Here is a 22069-nt window from a genome sequence, read left to right on the forward strand (position 1 = left end):
AATGGAGCGAATCTACGTGACCGTTTCAACCAAAACAGATGTCGGACCACTGTCCGGCGTGCGCGTGCTCGATCTGTCCGCTGTGGTGCTGGGCCCGATGGGCACCCAGGTGCTGGCCGACATGGGCGCGGACGTCATCAAGATCGAATCGCCCGAAGGCGACCTGATGCGCGCCAACGGCGTGGTCGAGGTGCCGGGCATGAGCTCGATCTTCCTGGCGCTGAACCGCAACAAGCGTTCGGTCGTGCTGGACCTGAAGACCGAGGCCGGCCGCGCCGCATTGCGCCGCCTGATTCCAACCGTCGACGTGTTGGTGCATAACATGCGCGTCTCGGCGATCGAGCGGCTGGGTTTCGGCTATGACGCCGTGCGCGCGCTGAATCCCGAGATCGTCTACTGCGCCGCCACCGGTTTCGGCCAGGATGGCCCGGATCGCGAGAAGCCCGCGTTCGACGACATCATCCAGGCCGCCTGCGGATTCGTCGGCGCCGCGTCGATCAACACCGACGAGCCCGACTATCTGCCGAGCCTGATCGCCGACAAGACCACAGGTCTGGCGGTGGCCAATGCGGTGCTGGGCGCGCTGTTCCATCGCGAGCGGCATGGCCGTGGCCAGTACGTCGAGGTGCCGATGCTGGAAACGATGGCCGCGTTCGTGCTCACCGAGCATATGGGTGGCCTGACCTATCCGGGCTCCAAGACCAAGGCTGGCTACGCGCGCCTGCTCGAAGGCGGCCGCAAGCCCGTGCGCACCAAGGATGGGTGGATGAGCCTGCTGCCATACACGGACAAGCACTGGAAGGCCTTCTTCCACGAGGTGGACCGCGACGATCTGGGCGAACGTTACAACATCGCCAGCCGCGCCGACCGCAATGCGCACATCAAGGCGTTGTACAGCCACCTGCGGGAGCTGGCGCCGCTTCGCACGACTGCGCAGTGGATGAAGCTCTGCGAGCAACTCGACATCCCCGCCACACCGATCTACTCGCTCGAAGCGCTGCCCGAGCATCCGCACCTGAAGGCCGTCGGTCTGTTCCAGGAGTCGAAGCATCCCGTCGTCGGCACCATCCGGGAAATCCGGCCGACAGCGCGCTTCGCAGGCACGCCGACCTCGATCCGCCGTCCCGCCCCGACGCTGGGGCGTGACACGGCTGAGGTACTGCGTGAAGCCGGGTTCGAGGAAAGCGAAATCAAGGCGCTTGGCGGAAGCTGAGCGGTGGGTGCTGCGCGTCGGCGATTTCCCTTCAGGTCGCCGCCAGCGCGATCCTTGCCAGCGCCTTCATCTTCCATCTCCTGACCGACGCTCAGGCCGCCTTGGCAACAAGTGGCGGATAGTCGGTCAGGCCACGCGCGTCGCCGCCGAACAGTGTGTCGCGATCGTGGGCGTTGAGGGTGGCGCCGGTGCGCAGGCGCTCCGGCAGATCGGGGTTGGCCACGAACGGGCGGCCAAACGCGATCAGGTCGGCCCACCCTTCGTTCAATGCGGCCTGGGCGCGCGCCGCCGTGTACTTGCCGGCGTAGATCAGCGTGCCCGGATAGACCTTGCGCAGTTGCTGCTTGAAGGCCGTCGGCATATGCGGGGCATCTTCCCAGTCTGCTTCCGCGATATGGATGTAGCCCACGCCGATCTCTCCGAGCAACCTGGCCGCAGCGGTATAGGTAGTCTCGGGATCGGCATCGACGCAACCATTCAGCGTGGTCAGCGGCGCCAGACGGATGCCGACGCGGTCTTTGCCACCCGTGCCTTCGATCAGCGCCTGTGCCACCTCGCCCAGAAAGCGCAGCCGGTTTTCCAGCGAACCGCCGTATTCGTCGGTGCGATCGTTGGCGCCGGAGTCGATGAACTGGTTGACCAGATAGCCATTGGCCGCGTGCAGTTCCACACCGTCGAAGCCCGCCGCGATGGCATTGCGCGCGGCCTGGCGAAAGTCGTCGACGATGGCGTGGATTTCCGCCACCGACAGCGCGCGTGGCTGCGACGCCTGGGCGAAGCCGGGCTTGCCATCGCTTTGCGCGACAAACACGTTCACGCCCTGCGCCTGGATGGCTGACGACGATACCGGCGCATGGCCATCGAGCAGGCTGATATGGCTCAGGCGGCCAACGTGCCAGAGCTGCGCGAAGATGCGCCCGCCGGCCTGGTGGACGGCAGTGGTGACCTTGCGCCAGCCGGCCACCTGCTCCGGCGTGTGAATGCCGGGGGTCCACGCATACCCCTTGCCGAGCGGCGAGATCCACGTGCCTTCGCTGACGATCAGGCCAGCGCTCGCGCGTTGCGCGTAGTACTCGGCCATCAGCGCATTGGGCACGTCACCGGGCTGGCTGGCGCGCGAGCGCGTCATCGGTGGCATCACGATGCGGTTGGGCAGCGTGAAGGAGCCGAGCGAATACGGCTGGAACAGCGGATTGCTGGTGCTGGTCATGATGATCTCCTTAGTCCCACACCGGAGCCAGACCTTCAGGGCTGACTTCACGGCCGTTGCGTTCCAGCGAGGCGACCAGCGCCATGTCGTCGGCGTCGAGCTTCAGGTCGCGCGCCAGCAGGTTGCTGGCCAGGTTCTCGCGCTTGGTCGACGACGGAATCACCGCGTAGCCGAGTTGCAGCGCCCATGCCAGCGCCACCTGCGCCACGGTGGCGTGGTGCTTCGCGGCAATCTGCCCCAGCACCGGGTCCTTCAGCACCTTGCCGTAGGCCAGCGTCATGTACGACGTGACGGCGATGCCCTGTTCCTTCAGGAACGCGGTGAGCTTGCGGCTCTGCAGATAGGGGCTCAGTTCAATCTGGTTGGTGGCGATCTCGCCCTTGCCAACGACCTCGATCGCCTGGCGGGTCAGTTCGATATTGAAGTTGGACACGCCGATCTGGCGCGTCAGCCCGAGCGCCTTGGCTTCGGCAAGCGCGGCCATGTACTCGGACAGCGCCACGCCGTTGCCCGGCGCCGGCCAGTGAATCAGCGTCAGGTCGACGTAGTCGGTGCGCAGCTTGTCCAGGCTTTCACGCAGGCTCGGCACCAGCTTGTCGGCGGCGTAGTTCGCCGTCCAGATCTTGGTGGTCACGAACAGTTCGTCGCGCTCCACACCGCTTTCCGCGATGGCCTGGCCCACATCGGCCTCGTTGCCATAGATCTGCGCGGTGTCGATGGCGCGGTAGCCAACGTCCAGCGCATTGCGCACCGAGTCCACAACGATCTGGCCCGTCAGGCGAAAGGTACCAACGCCAAACGAAGGAATGCTCATGGTGTAACTCCTGTGAAGGTTCATGCAATCTCGATGGACGAAGTTTGCCGCCCTTATCTTTGCGGATAAAGCCGTGTATAAATGAAATTCATTTGAATTTTGATCAACAATGAAAACCACCATCGACGAACTGCTGGCCTTTGCCGCGGTAGTGGACACCGGCTCGATCACGGCGGCGGCTGAACAACTGGGGCTGACGATCTCGGCCACCAGCCGGACCTTGAGCCGTCTGGAGGAGAAGCTGAAGACCACGCTGCTTCGACGAACCACGCGGCGGCTGGAACTGACCGAGGAAGGCGCCGCCTTTCTGGAGCACGCGCGCGCGATCCTGGCGATGGTCGACGAAGCAGAAGAGCAGATGGCCGCACGGCAGATGCGACCCGTCGGGCGCTTGCGGGTGGACGCGGCCACGCCGTTCATGCTGCACGTGATCGTGCCGCTGGTGGCGGGATTCCGCGCCAGCTACCCCGAGGTGGAACTGGAACTGAACTCGAATGAAGGCTTCATCGACCTGATCGAGAAACGAACCGACGTGGCGTTCCGCATCGGCCAGTTGAAGGACTCGACGCTGCATGCACGACCGATCGGTATCAGCCAGATCCGCGTGCTGGCCAGCCCGGAGTATCTGAAACGCCACGGCACGCCCACCAAGCCGGCGCAACTCGCGCAACATGCGCTGCTGGGCTTCACCCAGCCAGAATCACTGAACGACTGGCCGCTGCGCGACGACGCCGGTGGCGTCGTGCACATCAAGCCGACGATTGCATCGTCGAGCGGCGAAACGCTCAGGAGCCTGGCGCTGGCGGGCCAGGGGATCGTCTGCCTGTCGGACTTCATGACGCTCGACGACCGGCAACGCGGGCGACTGGTGCAGCTGTTTGCGAAGCAAACCCTGGACGCGCGCCAGCCGATCAACGCGGTCTACTACCGCAACACCGCGCTGGCGTCACGGATCACCTGCTTTCTCGACCACGTGGTCAAAACACTGGGCAAGCATCCGTTCGAACAGTAGGCGAATCCGTCCCGTGCGGACATCCCCATACTTGACGCAAAATCAAGAGTATTTGACCAATACAGGTCTTAATCTGCAAATATAAACCGGGCAGACTGCCATCCATCGAAAAACCATCGTGGATCGCAGCCAAATGCCCCAACTGTTCAAGCCCTTCGCCATGGGCGAGCGCGCGCTCTCCAGCCGCATCGCCGTGGCGCCGCTGACACCCGCCCGCGCAGAGCCGTTTGTCGCCAACCAAGATCTGGTAGCCCAACTGGAACACAACCGGCCGCGCAGCGTTGCACCGCGCGCCTTCCACGACGTTCTGAGGGGCCTGCCGCGATGAAATCGAACACCGCACTGCTCGCCCTCGCCATCGGCGCATTCGGCATCGGCACCACCGAGTTCACGCCGATGGGCTTGCTCCCGGTCATTGCCGAGGGCGTCAACGTCAGCATTCCCACCGCGGGGATGCTGATCACCGCCTACGCCATTGGCGTGATGGTCGGCGCGCCCGTGATGACGCTGCTGTTCAGCCGATTCGGCAAGCGCACCGCGCTGATGGCGCTGATGGCGATCTTCACCATCGGCAACCTGCTGTCGGCATTGGCACCGGGATACGGCACGCTGCTCGCGTCCCGCCTGGTGACCAGCCTCAACCACGGCGCATTCTTCGGCCTGGGCTCGGTCGTGGCCGCAAGTGTGGTGCCGAAGGAGAAGCAGGCCAGCGCCGTGGCAACGATGTTCATGGGCCTGACCATCGCCAATATCGGCGGTGTGCCGGCCGCCACGTGGATCGGTCAGCAGGTTGGCTGGCGCCTGGCGTTCGCGGGCACGGCCGCGCTCGGACTGGTTGCGATCGCCGCGCTCTGGCTCGCGCTGCCCAAGGGCGAGCGCGGTACACGGCCGAACGTGCGACGCGAACTGACCGTGCTCACCCACCCGACCGTGCTGCTGGCCATGGCGACGACAGTGCTTGGCGCGGGCGCGATGTTCACGCTCTACACCTATGTGGCGCCGATGCTCGCCAGGCTGACTGACGCATCCGACAACTTCGTTGCATTGGGTCTGGTACTGATCGGCGTGGGCTTCACGATCGGCAATCACCTTGGCGGCAAGCTTGCCGACCGCTCGCTGGACGGCGCGACGACGACCTTCCTTGCCGCACTCGCCGTCATCATGCTGGTACTGCCGTTCGCGCTGCAAAGCCACGTCGGCGCGGCAATCGGCCTGCTGGTCTGGGGCGCGGCAGCCTTCGCCGTGGTGCCGCCGCTGCAGATGCGCGTGATGGAAGCCGCTGCGGAAGCGCCCGGACTCGCGTCGTCGATCAACGTCGGCGCCTTCAATCTCGGCAACGCGGTGGGCGCCGCGCTCGGCGGCGGTGTCATCAGCCTCGGACTCGGCTACGCCGTCGTACCGGTAGCAGGTGGCCTGCTGGCGGCATCGGGCGTGCTACTCGTGTGGCTCGGCCGTGCCAGCAAGCGCGCCGGGCAGCCTGTGAAGGCATAACGCGCCGCTGGCATCAGCATGGACAGCGTTACAGTTGTCCGGGCTATGCGCCTGCCGTGTCCGTGGCAGGCGCGAGCCGCAGCACGCAGTCGACGCCGACCACGCCATTGGCGCGCACGAACAACGGGTTGATTTCAGCCTCGGTAACCGTGACGCCCTGCACAGCGGCCAGACGCGAGAATCGGACGATCGCGTCAGCCAGCGCATCGACGTCGCCCCGGGGCAGCCCACGGAAGCCACGAATCAGGCGCGTCGTGCGGACCTCCTCGATCATCTGCATGGCCTCTGCCGGCGTCACCGGCGCGGGGCGCAGACTGACATCCCGGTGAAGTTCGGCAGTGATACCGCCGGCGCTGAGCATGACCATCGGCCCCACCAGCGGGTCGTCGCGGAAGCCCAGCATCAACTCCAGCAAGCGATCTTCCATGCGCTGGACCAGAATCCCGTCGATGCGCGCGGCGGGCGCGCCCCGGCGCGCATTGTCCATCAGGCGTTCCGCGGCGGCGGCCAGTTCCGCGTTATCGCGCACGCCAACTTGCACACCACCGATCTCGGTCTTGTGCAGGATGTCGCGCGAGCAGATCTTGGCCACGACCGGGTACGGCACGGCGTGCTGCAGCGCCCCTTCGGTCACCAGTTCCGCCGTCGCGATCGGCACGCCCAGCGCACCGAACACCGTCGCGGCCTCAAGCTCCGAGAGATCACCCAGCGTCGGCAAGCCAGCCGGCCACTGCACGGGCAGACAGGATTCAGACGCGTCTTCGCCGACATGCGCGCCTCGGAACAGGCACGCCAGCGCATCGGCACAGCTCTCCGGCGTGCGGAATGCCGGCACGCCCGCCGCCTGCAGCAATTGCAGGGACTCCGGTGCTTCCGGAGCCAGGAACGACAGCAGCGGTTTGCTGCCGACGCCTGCAGCCTCGACGATCGGCTTGACCGCAAGCTGCGGATGAAACTGCGCTGACGAGCCCACCACGCACAGCACGGCGTCACACCAGTCACTCAGCCGCATCTGCTCGACCAGATCCCGGTACTGGGCACTTGTAGCCGCCAGCGTCAGGTCGATGATCGGTGTCTGGCGAATCTTCACGCCGCGCTCGGCCATATGCGCGACGAACGATGCGGGCGGTGGCACCGCTTCCACGTCGGCCAGGCCCAGCCGGTCCACCACGGTAGCGGCGCCACCGCCCGTGGTGGTCACCACGGCCACGCGCGGCGCACGGGTCAGCGCCGGCACATGGCTTGCGTAGCGCAACGCCAGCGGTGCGGCTTCGAACAGCGTTTCAAGCAATTCCACGCGCATCGCGCCATGCTTGCGCAGGAAGGCATCGACCGCCGCATCGTTGCCGGCCAGTGCCCCCGTGTGCGATTGCGCAAGTGCCTCGCCCTGCTCGGAGCGACCTAGCTTGTAGACCAGCACCGGCTTGCCGGCAGCACGCGCGCGGCGGAGCGCGGGGCCCAGCACCGCCGCGTCGCGAATCGTTTCGAGGAACAGCAGGATGACTTCGGTAGCCGCGTCGTCGACGAGCAGGTCCACCAGTTCACCCACGCCGATGTCGCTTTCGTTGCCGACCGAAACCAGCTTGGCAAACCCGAGCCCACGCGCCGCGCCGCGCGACAACAGCGCGCCCAGCATGGAGCCGCTTTGGGAGATCACGCTGAAAGGACCGCGATGGAGCGTGTCCATCTCCAACACGGCGTTGACGGAAAGCACGGCGCCGCTGTGCACGTCGACCACGCCGATGCTGTTCGGCCCCAGCAGCCGCACGCCCAGTTCACGTGCACGCGCCGCCAGCGCCTGCTGGGCGGCCATGCCAGCCTCGCCCACCTCGGCGAAGCCGTCGGAGAAGACCGTCACCACGCGCGCGCCACGCGCGGCGGATTGTTCAAGTGCCTCGCCCACCTGCGCGCCCGGCACCATCACAAACGCGTGGTCGATCGCCGCTGGCAGCGCCGCGACGCTGGGATACGCCTGAAGGCCCATCACCTCGCTACGCCCGGCGTTGACCGGGAACACGCGCCCCTGGAAACCATGCTTGCGCATGAAACGCAGCGGTCGGGCCGTATTCTTCTTTTCGTCGGCCGAGGCGCCTACAAGCGCGACGGCATCGGGGGTGAACAGTGCCCGGGCCAGTTGTTCGCGCGCGATTCGTTCGGTGGATCGCTTCGTGTCGTGATCGACGCTAGTCATGGTGTTTCGTGAAGAAGATTGGATGTCGGGAAAAGGTCAGCCCACCTGGAGCTTGTCCAGGGCCAGCGAGCGCAAGGGCCGGTCGTCCAGGCGCCAGAGCGCGTCGAGCAAACGGGCGGCGTGCACGGAGCCGAGCGCGGGGGCGCTCAGTTCCATGAACTTGTCGCCAAGCGTCGCGTCGTCGAGCGGGGCCTCCGGGTCACCAAGGCGATATGGCGCGAAGTGCGCGTGACGGCTGTCATCGGTCATCTCGATTTCCACCCGCGCCGCGCGCTGCTTCGGGAAGGCGGCAGTCAGTTCGGGATCGGCCGTCAGCCGGATCTTGCTCATCAATGCGCGGATGGATGCGTCAGCCAGCCTGGCCGGTTCAAACGCGTCAAGCCGAACCGCGCCATGCAGAATGCCGTGCGCCACCACATAGGGCAGGCTGAAGCGGGCTTCGAACGGCGTTTTCGGGTCGAAGTTGCCCGTCACATCCAGTGCCACCTGATAGGTGCGCACGTTGACCGCCGCGATACGCGCTGGCGCCAGCGCGTTGTCACGCATGATGCGCATGGCGGCATCAATCGATGCAAACGTATGGCCGCAACAGCCATGGTTCTTCTGCGTGATGCGTGTGATGTTGAAGTCAGTGCCCAGGCCGTTGGTGACACCGCGCCAGTCCGGGCTACCGCACATCGCCGCCCCGAAGCCAGCATCGCCTTCGAGAATGTCGTGCACGCCCGTCACGCCATGCGCGGCGCCCTGCGCCGCCTGAACGCCAACCTGTGCCGCATGTCCGGCGTGCAACGCCTTGGTCATCGCGTCGGACCGGAATGCCTGCTGCAGGCCAGAGGCGAATGTCGTGGCCGTGGCCATGGCATCGGCGGCGGCGCGTGCATTGCCGGGCGCCGTCAGGACGCTGCCCGCGGCCGCAGCGCCAATGCAGCCCACGGTGCCGGTCGTGTGGAAGTAGCGATAGTGCGCCGGCTGGATGGCCGCCCCGATGCGTGTGCTGACCTCGTAGCCGGCAATCACGGCACGCAGGAAGTCGGTGCCGCTCGCGTCCCGATGCTCCGCCAGCGCAAGCGCGGCGGCAATCGTCGGACACCCCGGGTGATAAATGGCATCGCGGAAGATGTCGTCGAACTCGGCCGCGTGCGAGGCGCTGCCGTTGATCCACGCCGCCAACCCCGGAAACGCCGTGGTGGCGTGCCCGACCAGCGTGCTGCGCCCGACGCCGGTCTCGGTCTGGTGCGCCGCAACAAGCTGGCGGCCGGGCGCCATCGGCACGCCGGCCATCAGGGCGGCAAACCAGTCGATTACAGCGCGTCGCGCGTGGTGCATGACGTCGTCCGCCAGCGTCGCGCGGGCCTGGTCGCCGACGTACTCGGCAAAATCGTCGATCAGCATTCCATGTGTCTCCTGAGCAGGAATGCCTCCCATGGTACGAACGGCAGCCGCCCCAGCTTTGACGAATCGAGAAAGCTCCCGCGCCGGAACGTGTATGCGACGCGCAAGCGGCTGGTGCATACTCCGGCTGGCACTACCATCGCGCCAGCTTTTCCAAATCGAGCACGCACACCCATGGACATCGCCTCGCTTGCCATCCTGATCGCCGCTATCGAGGAGAAGAGTCTTTCGCGCGCGGCCGAGCGCGAGAACCTCGTCACCTCCGCGGCCAGCAAGCGGATTGCCGAACTGGAACGCCGCGCGGGCACGGCGCTGCTGCGCCGCCATGGACGCGGCGTGGAGCCGACACCGGCGGGCGCCATGCTGTATCAGCGTGCCAAGGCCATCGTGCGCAGCGTGCAACTGGCGCAGGACGCGCTGGCCTCCTACTCGATGGACGGCATCGCCAAGATTCGCCTGGCATCGAACCGGTCGACGATCCTGCAATTCCTGCCGACCGATATCAGCGGCTTTCTCAAGCACGACCCCGATGCCCGCATCGACCTGATCGAGGCGTTCAGCTTCGACATTCCGCGCATGATTGCCAACGGCGATGCCGACATCGGCATCTATCACGCGCGCAGCCCGAGCCCGGGTGTTTACTCCCTGCCCTACCGCAAGGACCGTGTCGGACTGGTCGTACCGCGCGGCCACCCGCTGGAGGCGAAAGGGTCGCTACGGCTCGAGGAAGCACTGGACTACGACTTCCTTGGCTACTTTCCGCGCCATACGTTCGACGCCTTCCTCACCCTGGTGTCGGGCACGATCTCGCGGCCGCTGACCGTGAAGACACAGGTCTCGAACTTCGAGGCCCGCTGCCGCATGGTGCGCGAAGGCCTGGGCCTTGCCGTGGTGCCAGAGGGCATCGCCAGGAACTACCTGCAGATGATGGGGCTGTCGCTGCTGACACTGCGCGATGCATGGGCCGAGCGCGAGTTCTACGTCTGCGTGCGCGACAAGGAAAGCCTGCCGTCCGGCGTGGCCCGGCTGCTTGAATACCTGAGCCGCTGCGAGGCGATGGAGCAGCATTTCCTGAAGCCGCGATGAAGTCTGCGTTTCCATATCGTCAAAGCTCGGGTACGTCAGCTCTCTAAGATGAAAAACAGCCACCCACCCTGCCTTGAAGGGGGGGGGCGCTGATTACAAGATTCATCGGAGACAGCAATGAAGAATTTCCTGCGGCACGCCGCCGTCGGGCTGATGCTCGCCTGCGCCGCGACCGGCCACGCCCAGCAGCCGTATCCCTCCAAGCCGATCCGCGTCGTCGTGGCGTTCACCGCCGGCGGCACCACAGACATCCTCGCGCGTGAAGTCGCGCAACAGATGAGCAAGGCGCTTGGACAGAGCGTGGTAGTGGAGAACCGCCCCGGCGCGGGCGGCAACATCGGCACGGACTTCGTCGGCCGCAGCGACGCGGACGGCTACACGCTGCTGGCCACGTCGGTGGGCCCTGTGGCCATCAACCCGACGCTGTATCGCAAGCTCAAGGTCAATCCGCAAACCGACCTGCAAGCGGTGGCCCCGATCGCCGATGTGCCGAACGTGCTGGTGGTGTACCCCGGCCTGCCGGTGAAGTCCGTGCAGGATCTCGTCGCCTATGCGAAGGCGCATCCGAACGGCCTCAACTTCGGCTCCACCGGCGTGGGCACCGCAGCGCATCTGTCGGGCGTGCTGTTCAACGAGCGTACCGGCGCGAAAACCACACACGTGCCATACAAGGGCGCCGATGCACTGAATGACCTGTTGGCCGGACGTGTGCAGTTCATGTTCGCGACGATTCCGTCGGTGATTTCCCATATCCGCGGCGGTCAGCTTCGCGCCATCGCCGTCACGTCACGCAAGCGTTCGTCGGCACTGCCCGATGTGCCCACCATGGCGGAAGCCGGCGTGCCAAACCTTGTCACAGGCGCATGGTTCGGGCTGTTCGCGCCCAAGGGCACGCCGCCGGAAATCGTCGCCAAGTTGAACAAGATCGTGACCGATGCGCTGAGCCAACCCGAGACGCGTGGCAAGTTCGCGCAGCAGGGCGCAGAGTCGATGAACATGACGGCCGATGCGTTCGGCAAGTTCGTGGCGGCCGAGTACCTGACGTGGAAGCCGGTGGTCATCAGTTCTGGCGCCCGCATCGACTGAGTCGACCATCCGGGCGCGGCACCCTTCCTGCAAGAAAAAGGGCCGGTCTCATCGACCGGCCCTGCTGCTTCCGCAACCTTGCGGCTAGCCTGCTGCGGCTACCCAACGGCGACTGTCACTTGAGATCGAAGCGGTCCAGGTTCATCACCTTGCTCCACGCCGCCACGAAGTCCTGCACGAACTTCTCCTGCGCGTCCGCCGCACCATAGACCTCGGCAACCGCCCGCAGCTCGGAGTTCGAGCCGAAGACCAGATCGACGCGCGTGCCAGTCCATCTTGGCGTGCCCGTCGCCCGGTCGCTGCCCTCGAACACCTCTCTTTCCTCCGACACGGGCTTCCACTCCGTGCCCATGTCGAGCAGGTTCACGAAGAAGTCGTTGGTCAGCGTGCCGGGGCGTTTCGTGAAGACGCCGTGCTGCGAGTTGCCGAAATTGGCGCCCAGCACCCGCAGTCCACCGACAAGCGCCGTCATCTCCGGCACGGTCAGCTTCAGCAGTTGCGCCTTGTCCACCAGCAAAGCCTCGGCCCGGACCGAGAACTTGCCCTGCAGGTAGTTGCGGAAACCATCTGCGATGGGTTCCAGCACCACCATCGCATCCAGGTCCGTTTTCTCCTGCGTGGTGTCCATGCGTCCTGGCGAGAACGGCACCGTCACATCCTGCCCGGCGCTCTTTGCCGCCTGCTCGACGCCCGCGCATCCGGCCAGCACGATCAGGTCAGCCATCGAGACCTTCTTGCCACCGCTCTGCGCCTTGTTGAACTCGCTCTGGATGCTCTCCAGCTTGGCCAGCACCTTCGCCAGTTCGGCAGGCTGATTGACGTCCCAGTCCTTCTGCGGGGCCAGGCGGATGCGCGCGCCGTTGGCGCCACCGCGCTTGTCCGAGCCACGGAACGTCGAGGCCGACGCCCACGCCGTCGAAACCAGTTGCGGCACGGTCAGCCCAGACGCCTGCACCTTGGCCTTGAGCGCGGCGACATCCTTCGCGTCGATCAGCGGATGATCAACCGGCGGGATGGGGTCTTGCCACAGGAGCTCCTCCTTTGGAACTTCCGGGCCAAGGTAGCGCGCGCGCGGCCCCATGTCGCGATGGGTCAGCTTGAACCACGCCCGTGCGAATGCGTCGGCCAGTTCATCGGGGTGATCGTAATACCGGCGCGAAATCTTGCCGTAGATCGGATCGAAGCGCAGCGACAGATCGGTCGTCAGCATTGAGGGCGAACGGCGCTTCGACGGGTCGGCAGGGTCGGGCACGGTGCCGGCGCCGGCATCGCCCTTGGGCTTCCATTGATGCGCGCCCGCGGGGCTCTTCGTCAGTTCCCATTCGTACTCGAACAGGTGCTTGAAGAAGTCGTTGCTCCACTTCGTCGGCGTAGTGGTCCAGATGACCTCCAGGCCGCTGCCAATGGCATCACCGCCCTTGCCGGTGCCAAAGCTGCTGCGCCAGCCAAGGCCCTGTTCCTCCAGGCCCGCGGCTTCAGGCTCGGGCCCCACGTGCGATGCGGGGCCGGCGCCATGCGTCTTGCCGAAGGCATGACCGCCCGCGATCAGCGCCACGGTTTCTTCGTCGTTCATGGCCATGCGGCGGAACGTCTCGCGGATGTCGATGGCGGCGGCAGCCGGGTCCGGGTTGCCGTTGGGGCCTTCCGGATTTACATAGATCAGGCCCATCTGCACCGCAGCCAGCGGATTCTCGAGGTTCCGGTTACCGCTGTAACGCTTGTCCGCCAGCCACTCGGCTTCATTGCCCCAGTAGACGGACTCGTCCGGCTCATAGACATCCTCGCGTCCGCCGCCGAATCCGAAGGTCTTGAACCCCATCGACTCCAGGGCAACATTGCCCGTCAGAACGATCAGGTCGGCCCACGAGATCTTGCGGCCGTACTTCTGCTTGATCGGCCAGATAAGCCTGCGTGCCTTGTCCAGACTGACGTTGTCCGGCCAGCTGTTGGTGGGCGCGAAACGCTGCTGGCCAGCGCCGGCACCGCCACGCCCATCGCCGATGCGGTAGGTACCTGCCGCGTGCCAGGCCATCCGGACGAACAACGGGCCGTAGTGCCCGAAATCCGCCGGCCACCAGGACTGCGAATCGGTCATCAGCGCTTCCAGATCCCTCTTGACCGCCGCGAGGTCGAGACTGTTGAACGCCTTCGCATAATCGAAAGCCTCTCCCATCGGATCGGACAACGGAGCGTTCTGGCGCAGGATATGCAGATTCAGGCGCTCGGGCCACCATTCCTGGAGCGCCCGGCCAGCGCCGGCGGGATGTAGAAAAGGGCACTTTGCTTCAGTTGTCATGCGAGTCTCCTTTGATCTCGACCGTACTCAACGTAACACCATGCCTCAGCCACTCGCCCGCATCCGGAGCGCCCTGAAGGACCGCCCTCGGATACTGGGCTGTATCGGACATCACAGCTGCCCTACCATCCTAGAACGCGATGCCAGCCTACCGAAGGAATTAAAGCAATCCTGGCGCGCCGGCGGCGTGCGGATGCCCCTGCCTGGCGGTGGGACTTCTATAGTGAGGGGTACCAGAACAACAGTCGCGATAGGCGCGTCGGAGGATGCAATCATGGCCATGGCTAGCACGCTGGCTAGGTGCCTTCACAACCGGCAGAGCCGGTTCGACACCGTGGATCGCCCCTGTAGCGCCGGGGATCGGCTGGCCAAGACGGTCCTTCTGGAGGATCAGCGCGGCTACGTCGCGGCAGTGATTCCCTCGACGCACCACCTGAAACTGTCGGAGATCCGCGCGCAGACCGGCCGCCAACTGTCGCTTGCCCGCGATTGCGGCGTGCGCGAGGTGTTCAGGGACTGCAGCCGTGGCGCGATTCCGCCTGTCGCGATGGCCTATGGCACGCAGACCTGGCTGGACGACAGCCTGCTCTCGCATCCGGATGTCTACTTCGAAGCGGGCGACCACCGGGCATTGGTGCACATGAGTACCGATCAGTTTGTCGATCTCATGGCTGACGCGCAACGCGGGCACTTCTCGCACCGGGATATGTAAGGCAGGCCCAAAGCAGGGACGCACTGCCTGCAGTCCCCGTGGCATCGGCATGAATTGCCGGTGCCACGGGGTGGAAACCCTTTGCGCGCCTGCCCGCGAAACCCCACGCGCCTGAGGACCGGGCGCCGCAAGCCCCCTGAAGCTGGTGTGCCTGCCGGCGCATTCCCAGCCTTCGCGATGCGACCTTCACGCATCCGTATCTCTCCCCAAATCGTCTGACCGCGAGTTATACGATACGCATCAGTCACTTTTTGCTGCGTCTGTGTCTACCTGACACAACATGTAAGTAAATTTACAATTTAAATACGAATCGTTATCATTCGTACTTCTGTTTGCATTTGATCTGGCAGTGAGCCGCCCCCTCCGATATGCGTTTGAAATGCCTCGCCGTCGTCGCCGGCACCCTGCTCTCGTCCACGCCCCACCTCCGGGCGCAAACGGTTGGCACAGCGGACCCACTGCCTACAGTCGTCGTGACAGGCACCCGTTCCGAGAAAACACTCGATGAAACGCCGATCCGCACGGAGGTCGTCGACCGTCAGGAGATCGAACGCACGCACGCCCGCACGTTGAAGGACGCGCTGGAGAACGTGCCTGGCCTGCAGCTGCGCGAGATCCACGGCAAGTCCGGCTATGAGGTGACCCTGCAAGGGATGACCAGCGACCAGGTATTGATCCTGATCGACGGCCTGCCGATCACCGCCAGCACCGGGTCGACCGTTGACGTCTCCCAGTACCTGCTGACCGAAGTCGACCACGTCGAGGTGGTCAAGGGCGCCAGTTCCGCGCAGTACGGCAGCTCGGCCATGGGCGGGGTGATCAATGTCATCACGCGGCCCATATCGCGCGGATTCTCGGCTGCCGCGACCGCCGATGCAGGCACCTATGGCAGCCAGAACGCCGACGGCTCGCCCGGTTCCCTGCATGGCAACATCCGGCTCGAAGGCGGCAACGAACAGTTCCGCGCACGTGTCACCGCCGACGCGCTCGACAACAAGGGCTATGCCGTGGAACCCGACGGCTGGACACGGCACGGCGACAAGATTCGCCGCGAGCAGTATGCGGGTCGCCTCGAATGGCTGCCCAGCACCGCCGGCAGCTTCTGGTTCGATGCCAGCGCCTATCGCGAGACCGACGAACAACGCTACCAGTACTATGCGCCGCCCAACTACGTCCCGCAGCGCAAGACCGAGGACATCGATCGCAACCGCTACACATATGGCGGCCAATGGCGCTTCGACAATGGCGTGCGCGCCCGCCTGGCCGGGGTGCACGAGACCTACGACAGCACCTCGCGCGAATACTCGAACGGCTTCCAGACCGCGACGCGCAATGCCGCGCAGCAGACCGACCATGTCTCCGCGCAGTTCGACATGCCAGCCTGGTATCGACAGCTCTGGCAGTTCGGCGGTGACTTCCACCGCGAAACGCTCGACCAGAACGTCAACGGCACGTCCGAACTGGCCGGCAAGGGCAGCGCCGAACGGCAGGCCGGCGAGCTCTACCTGCAGAACGACATCCTTTTCAACGAGACGTGGGAAATGGTTGTCGGCCTGCGCGGCCAGCATGACTCGGACTTCGGCGCGCACTTCGCGCCCAAGGTGGGCGTACGCGCGAACCTGCTGTCCAACGACACCTGGAAGGGCGTGCTGCGCGCCAACTACGGGCAGGGCTACCGCGTGCCGAACCTGAAGGAGCGGCACTACCTGTTCGATCACAGCTCGCTTGGCTACATCGTCCTGGGCAACCCGAACCTCAAGCCGGAATCGTCGAACAGCTTCCAGCTCGGTGGACAACTCACGTGGCGAGACCGCGTCACGCTCGATGCCAACCTGTTCTACAACCACGTGACGGACCTAATCCAGACCGACATGACCAACTTCACGATGGTCAACGGCATCGCGGTCTACACCTACCGCAACGTGGCGCGCGCCCGCACCCAGGGCGCCGAGACGGCGCTGCGCTGGCGTGCGACCAACCAGTTGAACCTGACAGCCGCCTACACCTACACGTCGACCGAGGATCTGAACACAGGCAGCGAACTGACCCGCCGGCCGCGCCATATGGGCCGCGTCGGCGCGGACTGGCGCGTGCTGCCCGCCACCGAGCTATCCGCGCGGGCGCGCTTCCAGAGCAGCGAGCTGACCGACTCGGCCACCGGCGCGCGCTCGCCCGGCTGGGGCACGCTGGATCTGGTGCTGAACCAGAAGCTCGGCCGCAACGTGACCGCTTTCGTGGGCGTGAACAACCTGTTCAACCGCCAACGCGATTTCGCAAATGCCAGTGACTTCGGGCCGGTGGCGGGCCGCTTCATCTATCTGGGCGCACGCTTCAACGTGGACGTCGCCCGCTAATCAGAAACAAACCAGAGACAAACGGGGAAATCAACAATGAAAGCCAGACTCACATCGCATCACACCACGCTGCGCCTGCTTGGCGCTGCCGCGCTGACGATGGCCCTGGCCGCCTGCGGCGGCGGTGGCGATGACAGCAGCACCTCCACCGGTGGCTCCACGGGTGGATCGACAGGAGGCACCGGAGGCACTGGAGGCACGACCACGCCGCCGGCCACCACATCGGCCTTCACCCAAACCGCGGAATGGACGTTCAAGCTGCCGGCCGCCAACGCCTCGGTCTGCTACGACTTCAACGCCAAGGCACAGGTCGACTGCACGGGCACCGCATGGGACCTGAAGGTCAAGAGCAGCACGAACGGCATGAGCGCCTCGCTCTGGACCAACAGCGGCACCAGCGGCACCGGCAACGGTGGCGCGTTCGGTGGCCCGTTCGACCATACCTGGACCGCGTTGTCCGCATGGAAGAACGCCACCACTGACCCCGTAAGCGGCGCGCTGCCTGCCACCGTCTTCCTGAAGGACTCCGCCAGCGGCGTGTTCTCCGGCACCAACGACATCGCCTCCGCGGTGTTCGAGTACGGCGTGACCGGCGCGGCAACCGACCACTCGCTCTACCCCACCTTCCGCACGTTCCTGATCACGACCAACAGCGCGTCGGCCGATACCACTGGCACGGTAGCGTCGCCGGTGTTCGCGCTGCAGGTCACGGGCTACTACGGCGGCGCCGGTGGCACGACCTCGGGCTATCCGTCGATCCGCTACATCGACCGCAGCGCCCCCGGCAACGTGCGGACAGCCACGATCAATGCGTCGGGCAATGACTGGGTCTACTACGACCTCGCGGCGAACGCGGTCAGCACCGCCAGCGGCACATGGCATATCGCCTTCAACCGCTACAGCGTCAAGCTCAATGGCGGAGAGTCGGGCACCGGCACCGTGGCGGGCTTCCTGGCCAAGACGCCGGCCGGTTTCTATGACACGTCGAACAAGCCGGTGGCGTCGATGTTCACGAACACCGGCAACGCCGCCAGCACCCTGGCCGATCTGACGGCTGCCGACCTCGCGCTGCCGGCCTCGGCCACCGCGTGGAAGAAGGACGCCACCGCATCGGTGCTGAACCCCGCCTATACCGGCAGCTATCCGAATCCGATGAGCTTCGGCTGGTACACGTACTACCCCACCGCTGCTGCTGCCGCCGCCAACGGCCTGCCTGCCGTCGCCCACCTGATCAGCGCCAACAGCGATGCCGGCGGCCTGATCCGTGGTGGCGAGGGCACCACGTACGCGCGCTTCCACCTGACCAAGATCGCCTACGCGGACCCGAACGTGAACAGCAGCACCCAGACCTGGACGATCAATTTCGACGTCCAGCCCTGATCAGCCCCTCCGAATACATGAACATGGAACAGCAAAGCATCGACAGCCTGCGCCAACGCCACGGCGCCCTGGTCGAAGAACATCCTAAGCTGCGGATCCGCGAACGCGCGCAGCGCCTCGGCGTGACCGAGGCAGAACTGGTGGCGGCGGGCTGCGGCGTCGCATCACGTCAACTGGGCGGAACCGCACAGGCGTTGTTCCGCGATCTCGGCACGCTGGGGTCGGTCATGGCGCTCTCGCGCAACGACCACGCCGTGCACGAGCGTCACGGCCAGTATCAGAGCATCGAGGCGAATGGCCCGGTCGGCATCGTGCTGGGGCCGGACATCGACCTGCGCATGTTCTTCGGCGGCTGGAAGCACTTCTACGCCGTAACCGAAAACGGCCGCGACAGCATCCAGTTCTTCGACAAGGCGGGCGAGGCGGTACACAAGATCTACCGGACCGATCAGACGGATGCCACCGCGTGGTCGGCCTACATCGACCGCCACGCCGCGCAGGAGATCGCGCCGGTGCGGGTCGAGGGCTTTGAACGGATCGACGAGGCGGACGCTCCCGCCGACGACGGAGCCCTGCGCGCGCACTGGCGCGCGCTCAAGGACACGCACGACTTCTTTGCGATGCTTCGCCAGTTCAAGGTATCGCGGCTGGGCGCGCTGCGCGCGGTCGGCCCGGATCTGGCGCAACGGGTGGACAAGCGCGCCGTGGAGACCGTGCTGGAACACTCCGCCGCCACCGGCCTGTCGATCATGTGCTTCGTCGCCAATCGCGGCATCGTGCAGATCCACACCGGCGCCGTGAAGAAGCTGCTGCGGACGGGGCCGTGGTTCAACGTGCTCGATGAGACCTTCAACCTGCACCTGAACACCGAGGCGGTGGCGTCAAGCTGGGTGGTCAACAAACCCACGGTGGACGGCTGGGTGACGTCGCTCGAACTGTACGGTGAGGACGGCGGGATGATCGTCCAGTTCTTCGGCGAGCGCAAACCCGGGCAGCCCGAACTGCCGGAATGGCGCCATCTGCTCGCGTCGCTGTGCCCGCAGGCACTCGCGGCCTGATTGCCCAGGAGGCTTGGCATGAAAATCCTGCAGTCCGCACTCATTACTGCGCTGATGCCGCTGCTTTGCGCGGCCGGCATTGCCCATGCCGCGCCGCCAGCCCGCGTGGTCGGGCTCGGCGGCCCGGCCACCGAGATCGTCTACGCGCTCGATGCCGGCAAGAGTATGGTCGGCGTCGATTCCTCGAGCATCTATCCACCCGCCGCGCTGAAGTTGCCGAAGGTTGGCTACTATCGCGCGTTCTCCGTGGAAGGCGTGGTCAGCCTGAAGCCGGACCTGGTGCTGGCGCTGGACCATGCCGGTCCGCCACAGGCGCTGGAGCAATTGCGCAAGCTGGGCAGCAAGGTAGTGGTCGTGCCGTCCGAGCCGACGCTGGCCGCGCTGGACCAGCGCATCCTCGGCGTGGCGGCGGCGCTCGATGTACCGAAGCAAGGTCAGGCGCTGGTCGACAAACTGCACACCGAACTCCGTGACATCCAGCCATCTGCGGAAGGGCTGCGGGTGCTGATGGTCAGCAGCCACACCGGCCGGATGCAGGCCGTGGGCGAAAACACCGCCGGCGACGCCATGCTCAAGCTCCTGGGCGCGACCAACGTGCTGGCCGGCCAGCGTGGCTTCAAGCCGTTCTCGGCAGAAGCGGCGGCGGCGCTCAGGCCGGACGTGATCGTCACGACATCAATGTCGATCGACGCTGTCGGCAGCGTCGACGCGTTCCTGGCGCAGCCCGGCCTGAGCGCCACACCCGCGGCCCGCGACAAGCGCATCGTCGTGATGGACGATCTGCTGATGCTCAGCCTCGGTCCGCGCCTTCCCGAGGCGCTACGCCAACTGCGCAACGGCCTTGCCAGCCGGCAGGTGGCAGCACGATGATGCGTGGCCAATGTGGCCGAAGGCCGGGCATGTTGGCCGCCCTGTGCGTCATGCTCGTGATCACCGCGCTCTGGGCAGCCGCCAGCGGGGCATTGTCGATTCCGCACGGCAAGCTCCTGCCCCTGCTCTGGTCACCTGCCGCCGAAGGAGACGATGCCATCTGGCGCAATGTGCTGATCGAGGTGCGGCTGCCGCGCATCGTGCTGGCCATCACCGCCGGCGCGGCGCTGGCGCTGTCCGGCGCGGTGATGCAGGCGCTCTTCCGCAATCCGCTGGCCGAGCCAGGACTGATCGGGATCTCGCTGGGCGGTGCCGCGGGTGCCGTGGCCGCGATCGTGCTGGGCGCCGAAGGGCTCGGCAGCGTCGCGCCCGCCGCATTCGCAGGCAGCCTGATTGCCACCGCCTTCGCCTACGTGCTTGGCACACGGCGCCCGGGCGCGGCCAACCTGCTGCTCGCCGGCGTGGCCATCAATGCGATCTGCGCGGCCGTCGTTGGGTTCTTCACCTATCAGGCCAGCGACGTGCAACTGCGCAACCTGACGTTCTGGAACATGGGCAGCCTTGCCGGCGCTACGTGGTCGATCCTGGCGTGGCTGGTGCCGCTGGTGGCCGCGCTGTGCGCGCTGCTCATGCGTGACTGGCGCGCGATGAACGCGCTGCTGCTCGGTGAACGAGAGGCCCAGCACATCGGCTTCGACCTGAAGCGGCTCCGTCGCCGGCTGATCGTGCTTACCGCGCTGCTGGTAGGGCCGATCGTGGCCGTCACGGGGACGATTTCGTTCGTGGGACTGGTCGTGCCGCATCTGATCCGTCTGGCACTAGGCGCCGATCATCGCTGGCTGCTGCCGAACACACTGGCGGGCGGCGCCATCGCCTTGACGCTGGGCGACTGGATGGCACGCACGGTGGTGGTTCCGGCGGAACTGCCGATCGGCATCGTCACGAGCCTGGTGGGCGGGCCCTTCCTGCTCTGGATGCTGACACGCAAAAGAACCTGACGAGCTTAATGAACCTCACGAACCTGACATGCTGATTGCCCGCAATCTTTCATGCAGCCGCGGTCGGCGGCAGATCCTGTCCGGTATCGACCTGACCCTGCCGGCCGGCGAGATGGTCGGCGTGCTCGGTGCCAACGGCGCCGGCAAGAGCACGCTGCTCGGCACGCTGGCAGGTGAACTGCCCGGCGACGACGCGGCGGTGTCGCTCGGCAACCGGGCATTGACGGACTGGCCCGTGGACGAACTGGCCCGCAGCCGTGCGGTGCTACCGCAATCGCCCGGTCTGGGCTTCGACCTGGGTGTGACCGAGGTGGTGGCGATGGGCGGCTATCCGTTTCCAGAGATGGGCAAGCACGCGCTCGAAACCCTGCTGGACCGCGTCCTGGCGCTGGCCGATGTCGCGCATCTGGCCACGCGTTCGTACCAGAGCCTGTCCGGCGGCGAACAGCAGCGCGTGCAGTTCGCCCGCGCGCTGGTGCAGGTGCTGGCCTGCCGCACGGCCGACAGCTACCGCGCGCTACTGCTCGATGAACCGATTTCGAGCCTCGACCCCCGGCACCAGTTGCAGCTGCTCGGCACGGCGCGCAACCTGTGCCGTACCGACGCCCTGGCGGTGCTGGTCGTGCTCCACGACGTCAACCTCGCCGCCCGCTGGTGCGACAGGCTCGTGCTGCTGGCCGATGGCCGTACCGTGGCCAGCGGCACCCCCGCCGACGTGCTGACCCCGCCGAACCTCGCCACGGTGTACGGCATTCCAGCCACCGTCATGGAATCGCCAGTTCACCGAGGCGTGCCGATGGTGGTGTTTGGCTGATTCGGCTGATTCGGCTGATTCGGCTGATTCGGCTGATTCGGCTGATTCGGCTGATTCGGCTGATTCGGCTGATTCGGCTGATTCGGCTGATT

General features: G+C 65.8%; 18 protein-coding genes. 13 read left to right on the forward strand and 5 right to left on the reverse strand.

Annotation, left to right across the window (positions count from 1 at the left end; genetic code table 11):
• Position 1 precedes the first annotated feature (1 nt).
• Complete coding sequence (locus RN01_RS05030; protein WP_017511462.1) at positions 2–1213, forward strand: CaiB/BaiF CoA-transferase family protein; 1212 nt, start codon at positions 2–4, stop codon at positions 1211–1213.
• Positions 1214–1304: 91 nt separating this feature from the next.
• Here the strand turns inward: RN01_RS05030 and RN01_RS05035 are convergent, their stop codons facing one another.
• Both RN01_RS05035 and dkgB read right to left on the reverse strand, forming a co-directional pair.
• Positions 1305–2423, reverse strand: a complete 1119-nt coding sequence (locus tag RN01_RS05035) for an alkene reductase (protein WP_017511463.1) — start codon at positions 2421–2423, stop codon at positions 1305–1307.
• Between the two features lie 10 nt (positions 2424–2433).
• Positions 2434–3237: a 2,5-didehydrogluconate reductase DkgB gene (gene dkgB, locus RN01_RS05040; protein ID WP_017511464.1), complete on the reverse strand. Its 804-nt coding sequence runs from the start codon at positions 3235–3237 to the stop codon at positions 2434–2436.
• A gap of 109 nt (positions 3238–3346) precedes the next feature.
• Here dkgB and RN01_RS05045 point away from each other — a divergent pair, with 109 nt between their 5' ends.
• From RN01_RS05045 to RN01_RS05055, 3 genes are all read left to right on the forward strand, one after another.
• Complete coding sequence (locus tag RN01_RS05045) at positions 3347–4249, forward strand: LysR family transcriptional regulator (RefSeq protein ID WP_017511465.1); 903 nt, start codon at positions 3347–3349, stop codon at positions 4247–4249.
• Between the two features lie 133 nt (positions 4250–4382).
• Positions 4383–4577, forward strand: a complete 195-nt coding sequence (locus tag RN01_RS05050; RefSeq protein WP_017511466.1) for a hypothetical protein — start codon at positions 4383–4385, stop codon at positions 4575–4577.
• Positions 4574–5740 (forward strand): MFS transporter, encoded by a 1167-nt coding sequence (locus tag RN01_RS05055; protein WP_024569997.1) that lies wholly within the window; start codon positions 4574–4576, stop codon positions 5738–5740. Before RN01_RS05050 ends, RN01_RS05055 begins: the two co-directional genes overlap by 4 nt.
• Positions 5741–5783: 43 nt before the next feature.
• Here the strand turns inward: RN01_RS05055 and RN01_RS05060 are convergent, their stop codons facing one another.
• Positions 5784–7931: an acetate--CoA ligase family protein gene (locus RN01_RS05060; protein WP_017514085.1), complete on the reverse strand. Its 2148-nt coding sequence runs from the start codon at positions 7929–7931 to the stop codon at positions 5784–5786.
• Positions 7932–7967: 36 nt separating this feature from the next.
• Positions 7968–9323, reverse strand: a complete 1356-nt coding sequence (locus RN01_RS05065; protein ID WP_024569996.1) for an MmgE/PrpD family protein — start codon at positions 9321–9323, stop codon at positions 7968–7970.
• 174 nt (positions 9324–9497) lie between these two features.
• On the opposite strand from RN01_RS05065, the gene RN01_RS05070 reads away from it, so the two are divergent.
• A complete protein-coding gene (locus tag RN01_RS05070; protein WP_017514086.1) occupies positions 9498–10409 on the forward strand; it encodes a LysR family transcriptional regulator in 912 nt (303 codons plus the stop codon).
• Positions 10410–10526: 117 nt separating this feature from the next.
• Positions 10527–11495, forward strand: a complete 969-nt coding sequence (locus tag RN01_RS05075) for a tripartite tricarboxylate transporter substrate binding protein (RefSeq protein WP_024569995.1) — start codon at positions 10527–10529, stop codon at positions 11493–11495.
• A gap of 115 nt (positions 11496–11610) precedes the next feature.
• On the opposite strand, the gene katG is transcribed toward RN01_RS05075, so the two are convergent.
• Positions 11611–13791, reverse strand: a complete 2181-nt coding sequence (katG, locus tag RN01_RS05080) for a catalase/peroxidase HPI (protein ID WP_024569994.1) — start codon at positions 13789–13791, stop codon at positions 11611–11613.
• A gap of 274 nt (positions 13792–14065) precedes the next feature.
• Between katG and RN01_RS05085 the strand changes: the two genes are divergently transcribed.
• The 7 genes from RN01_RS05085 to RN01_RS05115 all read left to right on the forward strand — a co-directional run bounded on the left by RN01_RS05085 (position 14066) and on the right by RN01_RS05115 (position 21977).
• Positions 14066–14503 (forward strand): aminoacyl-tRNA deacylase, encoded by a 438-nt coding sequence (locus tag RN01_RS05085; protein ID WP_017511987.1) that lies wholly within the window; start codon positions 14066–14068, stop codon positions 14501–14503.
• 473 nt (positions 14504–14976) lie between these two features.
• Positions 14977–16857 carry a TonB-dependent siderophore receptor gene (locus tag RN01_RS05090; RefSeq protein WP_223277376.1) on the forward strand — a complete coding sequence of 627 codons (1881 nt, stop codon included), beginning with the start codon at positions 14977–14979 and terminating at the stop codon, positions 16855–16857.
• Between the two features lie 36 nt (positions 16858–16893).
• Positions 16894–18237, forward strand: coding sequence for an HmuY family protein (locus tag RN01_RS05095; RefSeq protein ID WP_020379898.1), 1344 nt, complete (start codon positions 16894–16896; stop codon positions 18235–18237).
• Positions 18238–18254: 17 nt separating this feature from the next.
• Positions 18255–19295 carry a hemin-degrading factor gene (locus RN01_RS05100; RefSeq protein ID WP_017511985.1) on the forward strand — a complete coding sequence of 347 codons (1041 nt, stop codon included), beginning with the start codon at positions 18255–18257 and terminating at the stop codon, positions 19293–19295.
• A gap of 18 nt (positions 19296–19313) precedes the next feature.
• Entirely contained in the window at positions 19314–20165 is an 852-nt protein-coding gene (locus RN01_RS05105; protein WP_017511984.1) for a hemin ABC transporter substrate-binding protein, read from the forward strand.
• Positions 20166–20194: 29 nt separating this feature from the next.
• Positions 20195–21163, forward strand: coding sequence for an iron ABC transporter permease (locus RN01_RS05110; protein ID WP_017511983.1), 969 nt, complete (start codon positions 20195–20197; stop codon positions 21161–21163).
• Between the two features lie 28 nt (positions 21164–21191).
• A complete protein-coding gene (locus RN01_RS05115) occupies positions 21192–21977 on the forward strand; it encodes a heme ABC transporter ATP-binding protein (protein WP_017511982.1) in 786 nt (261 codons plus the stop codon).
• The last annotated feature ends 92 nt before the right edge of the window (positions 21978–22069 follow it).

This window comes from Cupriavidus sp. SHE, from assembly GCF_000812445.1.
In the GTDB taxonomy this organism is placed as follows: domain Bacteria; phylum Pseudomonadota; class Gammaproteobacteria; order Burkholderiales; family Burkholderiaceae; genus Cupriavidus; species Cupriavidus metallidurans.

Excerpts from the sequence above, each read along its gene's own strand:
- RN01_RS05030 (WP_017511462.1), top strand. The coding sequence starts at position 2 with ATGGAGCGAATCTACGTGACCGTTTCAACCAAAACAGATGTCGGACCA.
- RN01_RS05035 (WP_017511463.1), bottom strand. The coding sequence starts at position 2,423 with ATGACCAGCACCAGCAATCCGCTGTTCCAGCCGTATTCGCTCGGCTCC.
- dkgB (WP_017511464.1), bottom strand. The coding sequence starts at position 3,237 with ATGAGCATTCCTTCGTTTGGCGTTGGTACCTTTCGCCTGACGGGCCAG.
- RN01_RS05045 (WP_017511465.1), top strand. The coding sequence starts at position 3,347 with ATGAAAACCACCATCGACGAACTGCTGGCCTTTGCCGCGGTAGTGGAC.
- RN01_RS05050 (WP_017511466.1), top strand. The coding sequence starts at position 4,383 with ATGCCCCAACTGTTCAAGCCCTTCGCCATGGGCGAGCGCGCGCTCTCC.
- RN01_RS05055 (WP_024569997.1), top strand. The coding sequence starts at position 4,574 with ATGAAATCGAACACCGCACTGCTCGCCCTCGCCATCGGCGCATTCGGC.
- RN01_RS05060 (WP_017514085.1), bottom strand. The coding sequence starts at position 7,931 with ATGACTAGCGTCGATCACGACACGAAGCGATCCACCGAACGAATCGCG.
- RN01_RS05065 (WP_024569996.1), bottom strand. The coding sequence starts at position 9,323 with ATGCTGATCGACGATTTTGCCGAGTACGTCGGCGACCAGGCCCGCGCG.
- RN01_RS05070 (WP_017514086.1), top strand. The coding sequence starts at position 9,498 with ATGGACATCGCCTCGCTTGCCATCCTGATCGCCGCTATCGAGGAGAAG.
- RN01_RS05075 (WP_024569995.1), top strand. The coding sequence starts at position 10,527 with ATGAAGAATTTCCTGCGGCACGCCGCCGTCGGGCTGATGCTCGCCTGC.
- katG (WP_024569994.1), bottom strand. The coding sequence starts at position 13,791 with ATGACAACTGAAGCAAAGTGCCCTTTTCTACATCCCGCCGGCGCTGGC.
- RN01_RS05085 (WP_017511987.1), top strand. The coding sequence starts at position 14,066 with ATGGCCATGGCTAGCACGCTGGCTAGGTGCCTTCACAACCGGCAGAGC.
- RN01_RS05095 (WP_020379898.1), top strand. The coding sequence starts at position 16,894 with ATGAAAGCCAGACTCACATCGCATCACACCACGCTGCGCCTGCTTGGC.
- RN01_RS05100 (WP_017511985.1), top strand. The coding sequence starts at position 18,255 with ATGAACATGGAACAGCAAAGCATCGACAGCCTGCGCCAACGCCACGGC.
- RN01_RS05105 (WP_017511984.1), top strand. The coding sequence starts at position 19,314 with ATGAAAATCCTGCAGTCCGCACTCATTACTGCGCTGATGCCGCTGCTT.
- RN01_RS05110 (WP_017511983.1), top strand. The coding sequence starts at position 20,195 with ATGTTGGCCGCCCTGTGCGTCATGCTCGTGATCACCGCGCTCTGGGCA.
- RN01_RS05115 (WP_017511982.1), top strand. The coding sequence starts at position 21,192 with ATGCTGATTGCCCGCAATCTTTCATGCAGCCGCGGTCGGCGGCAGATC.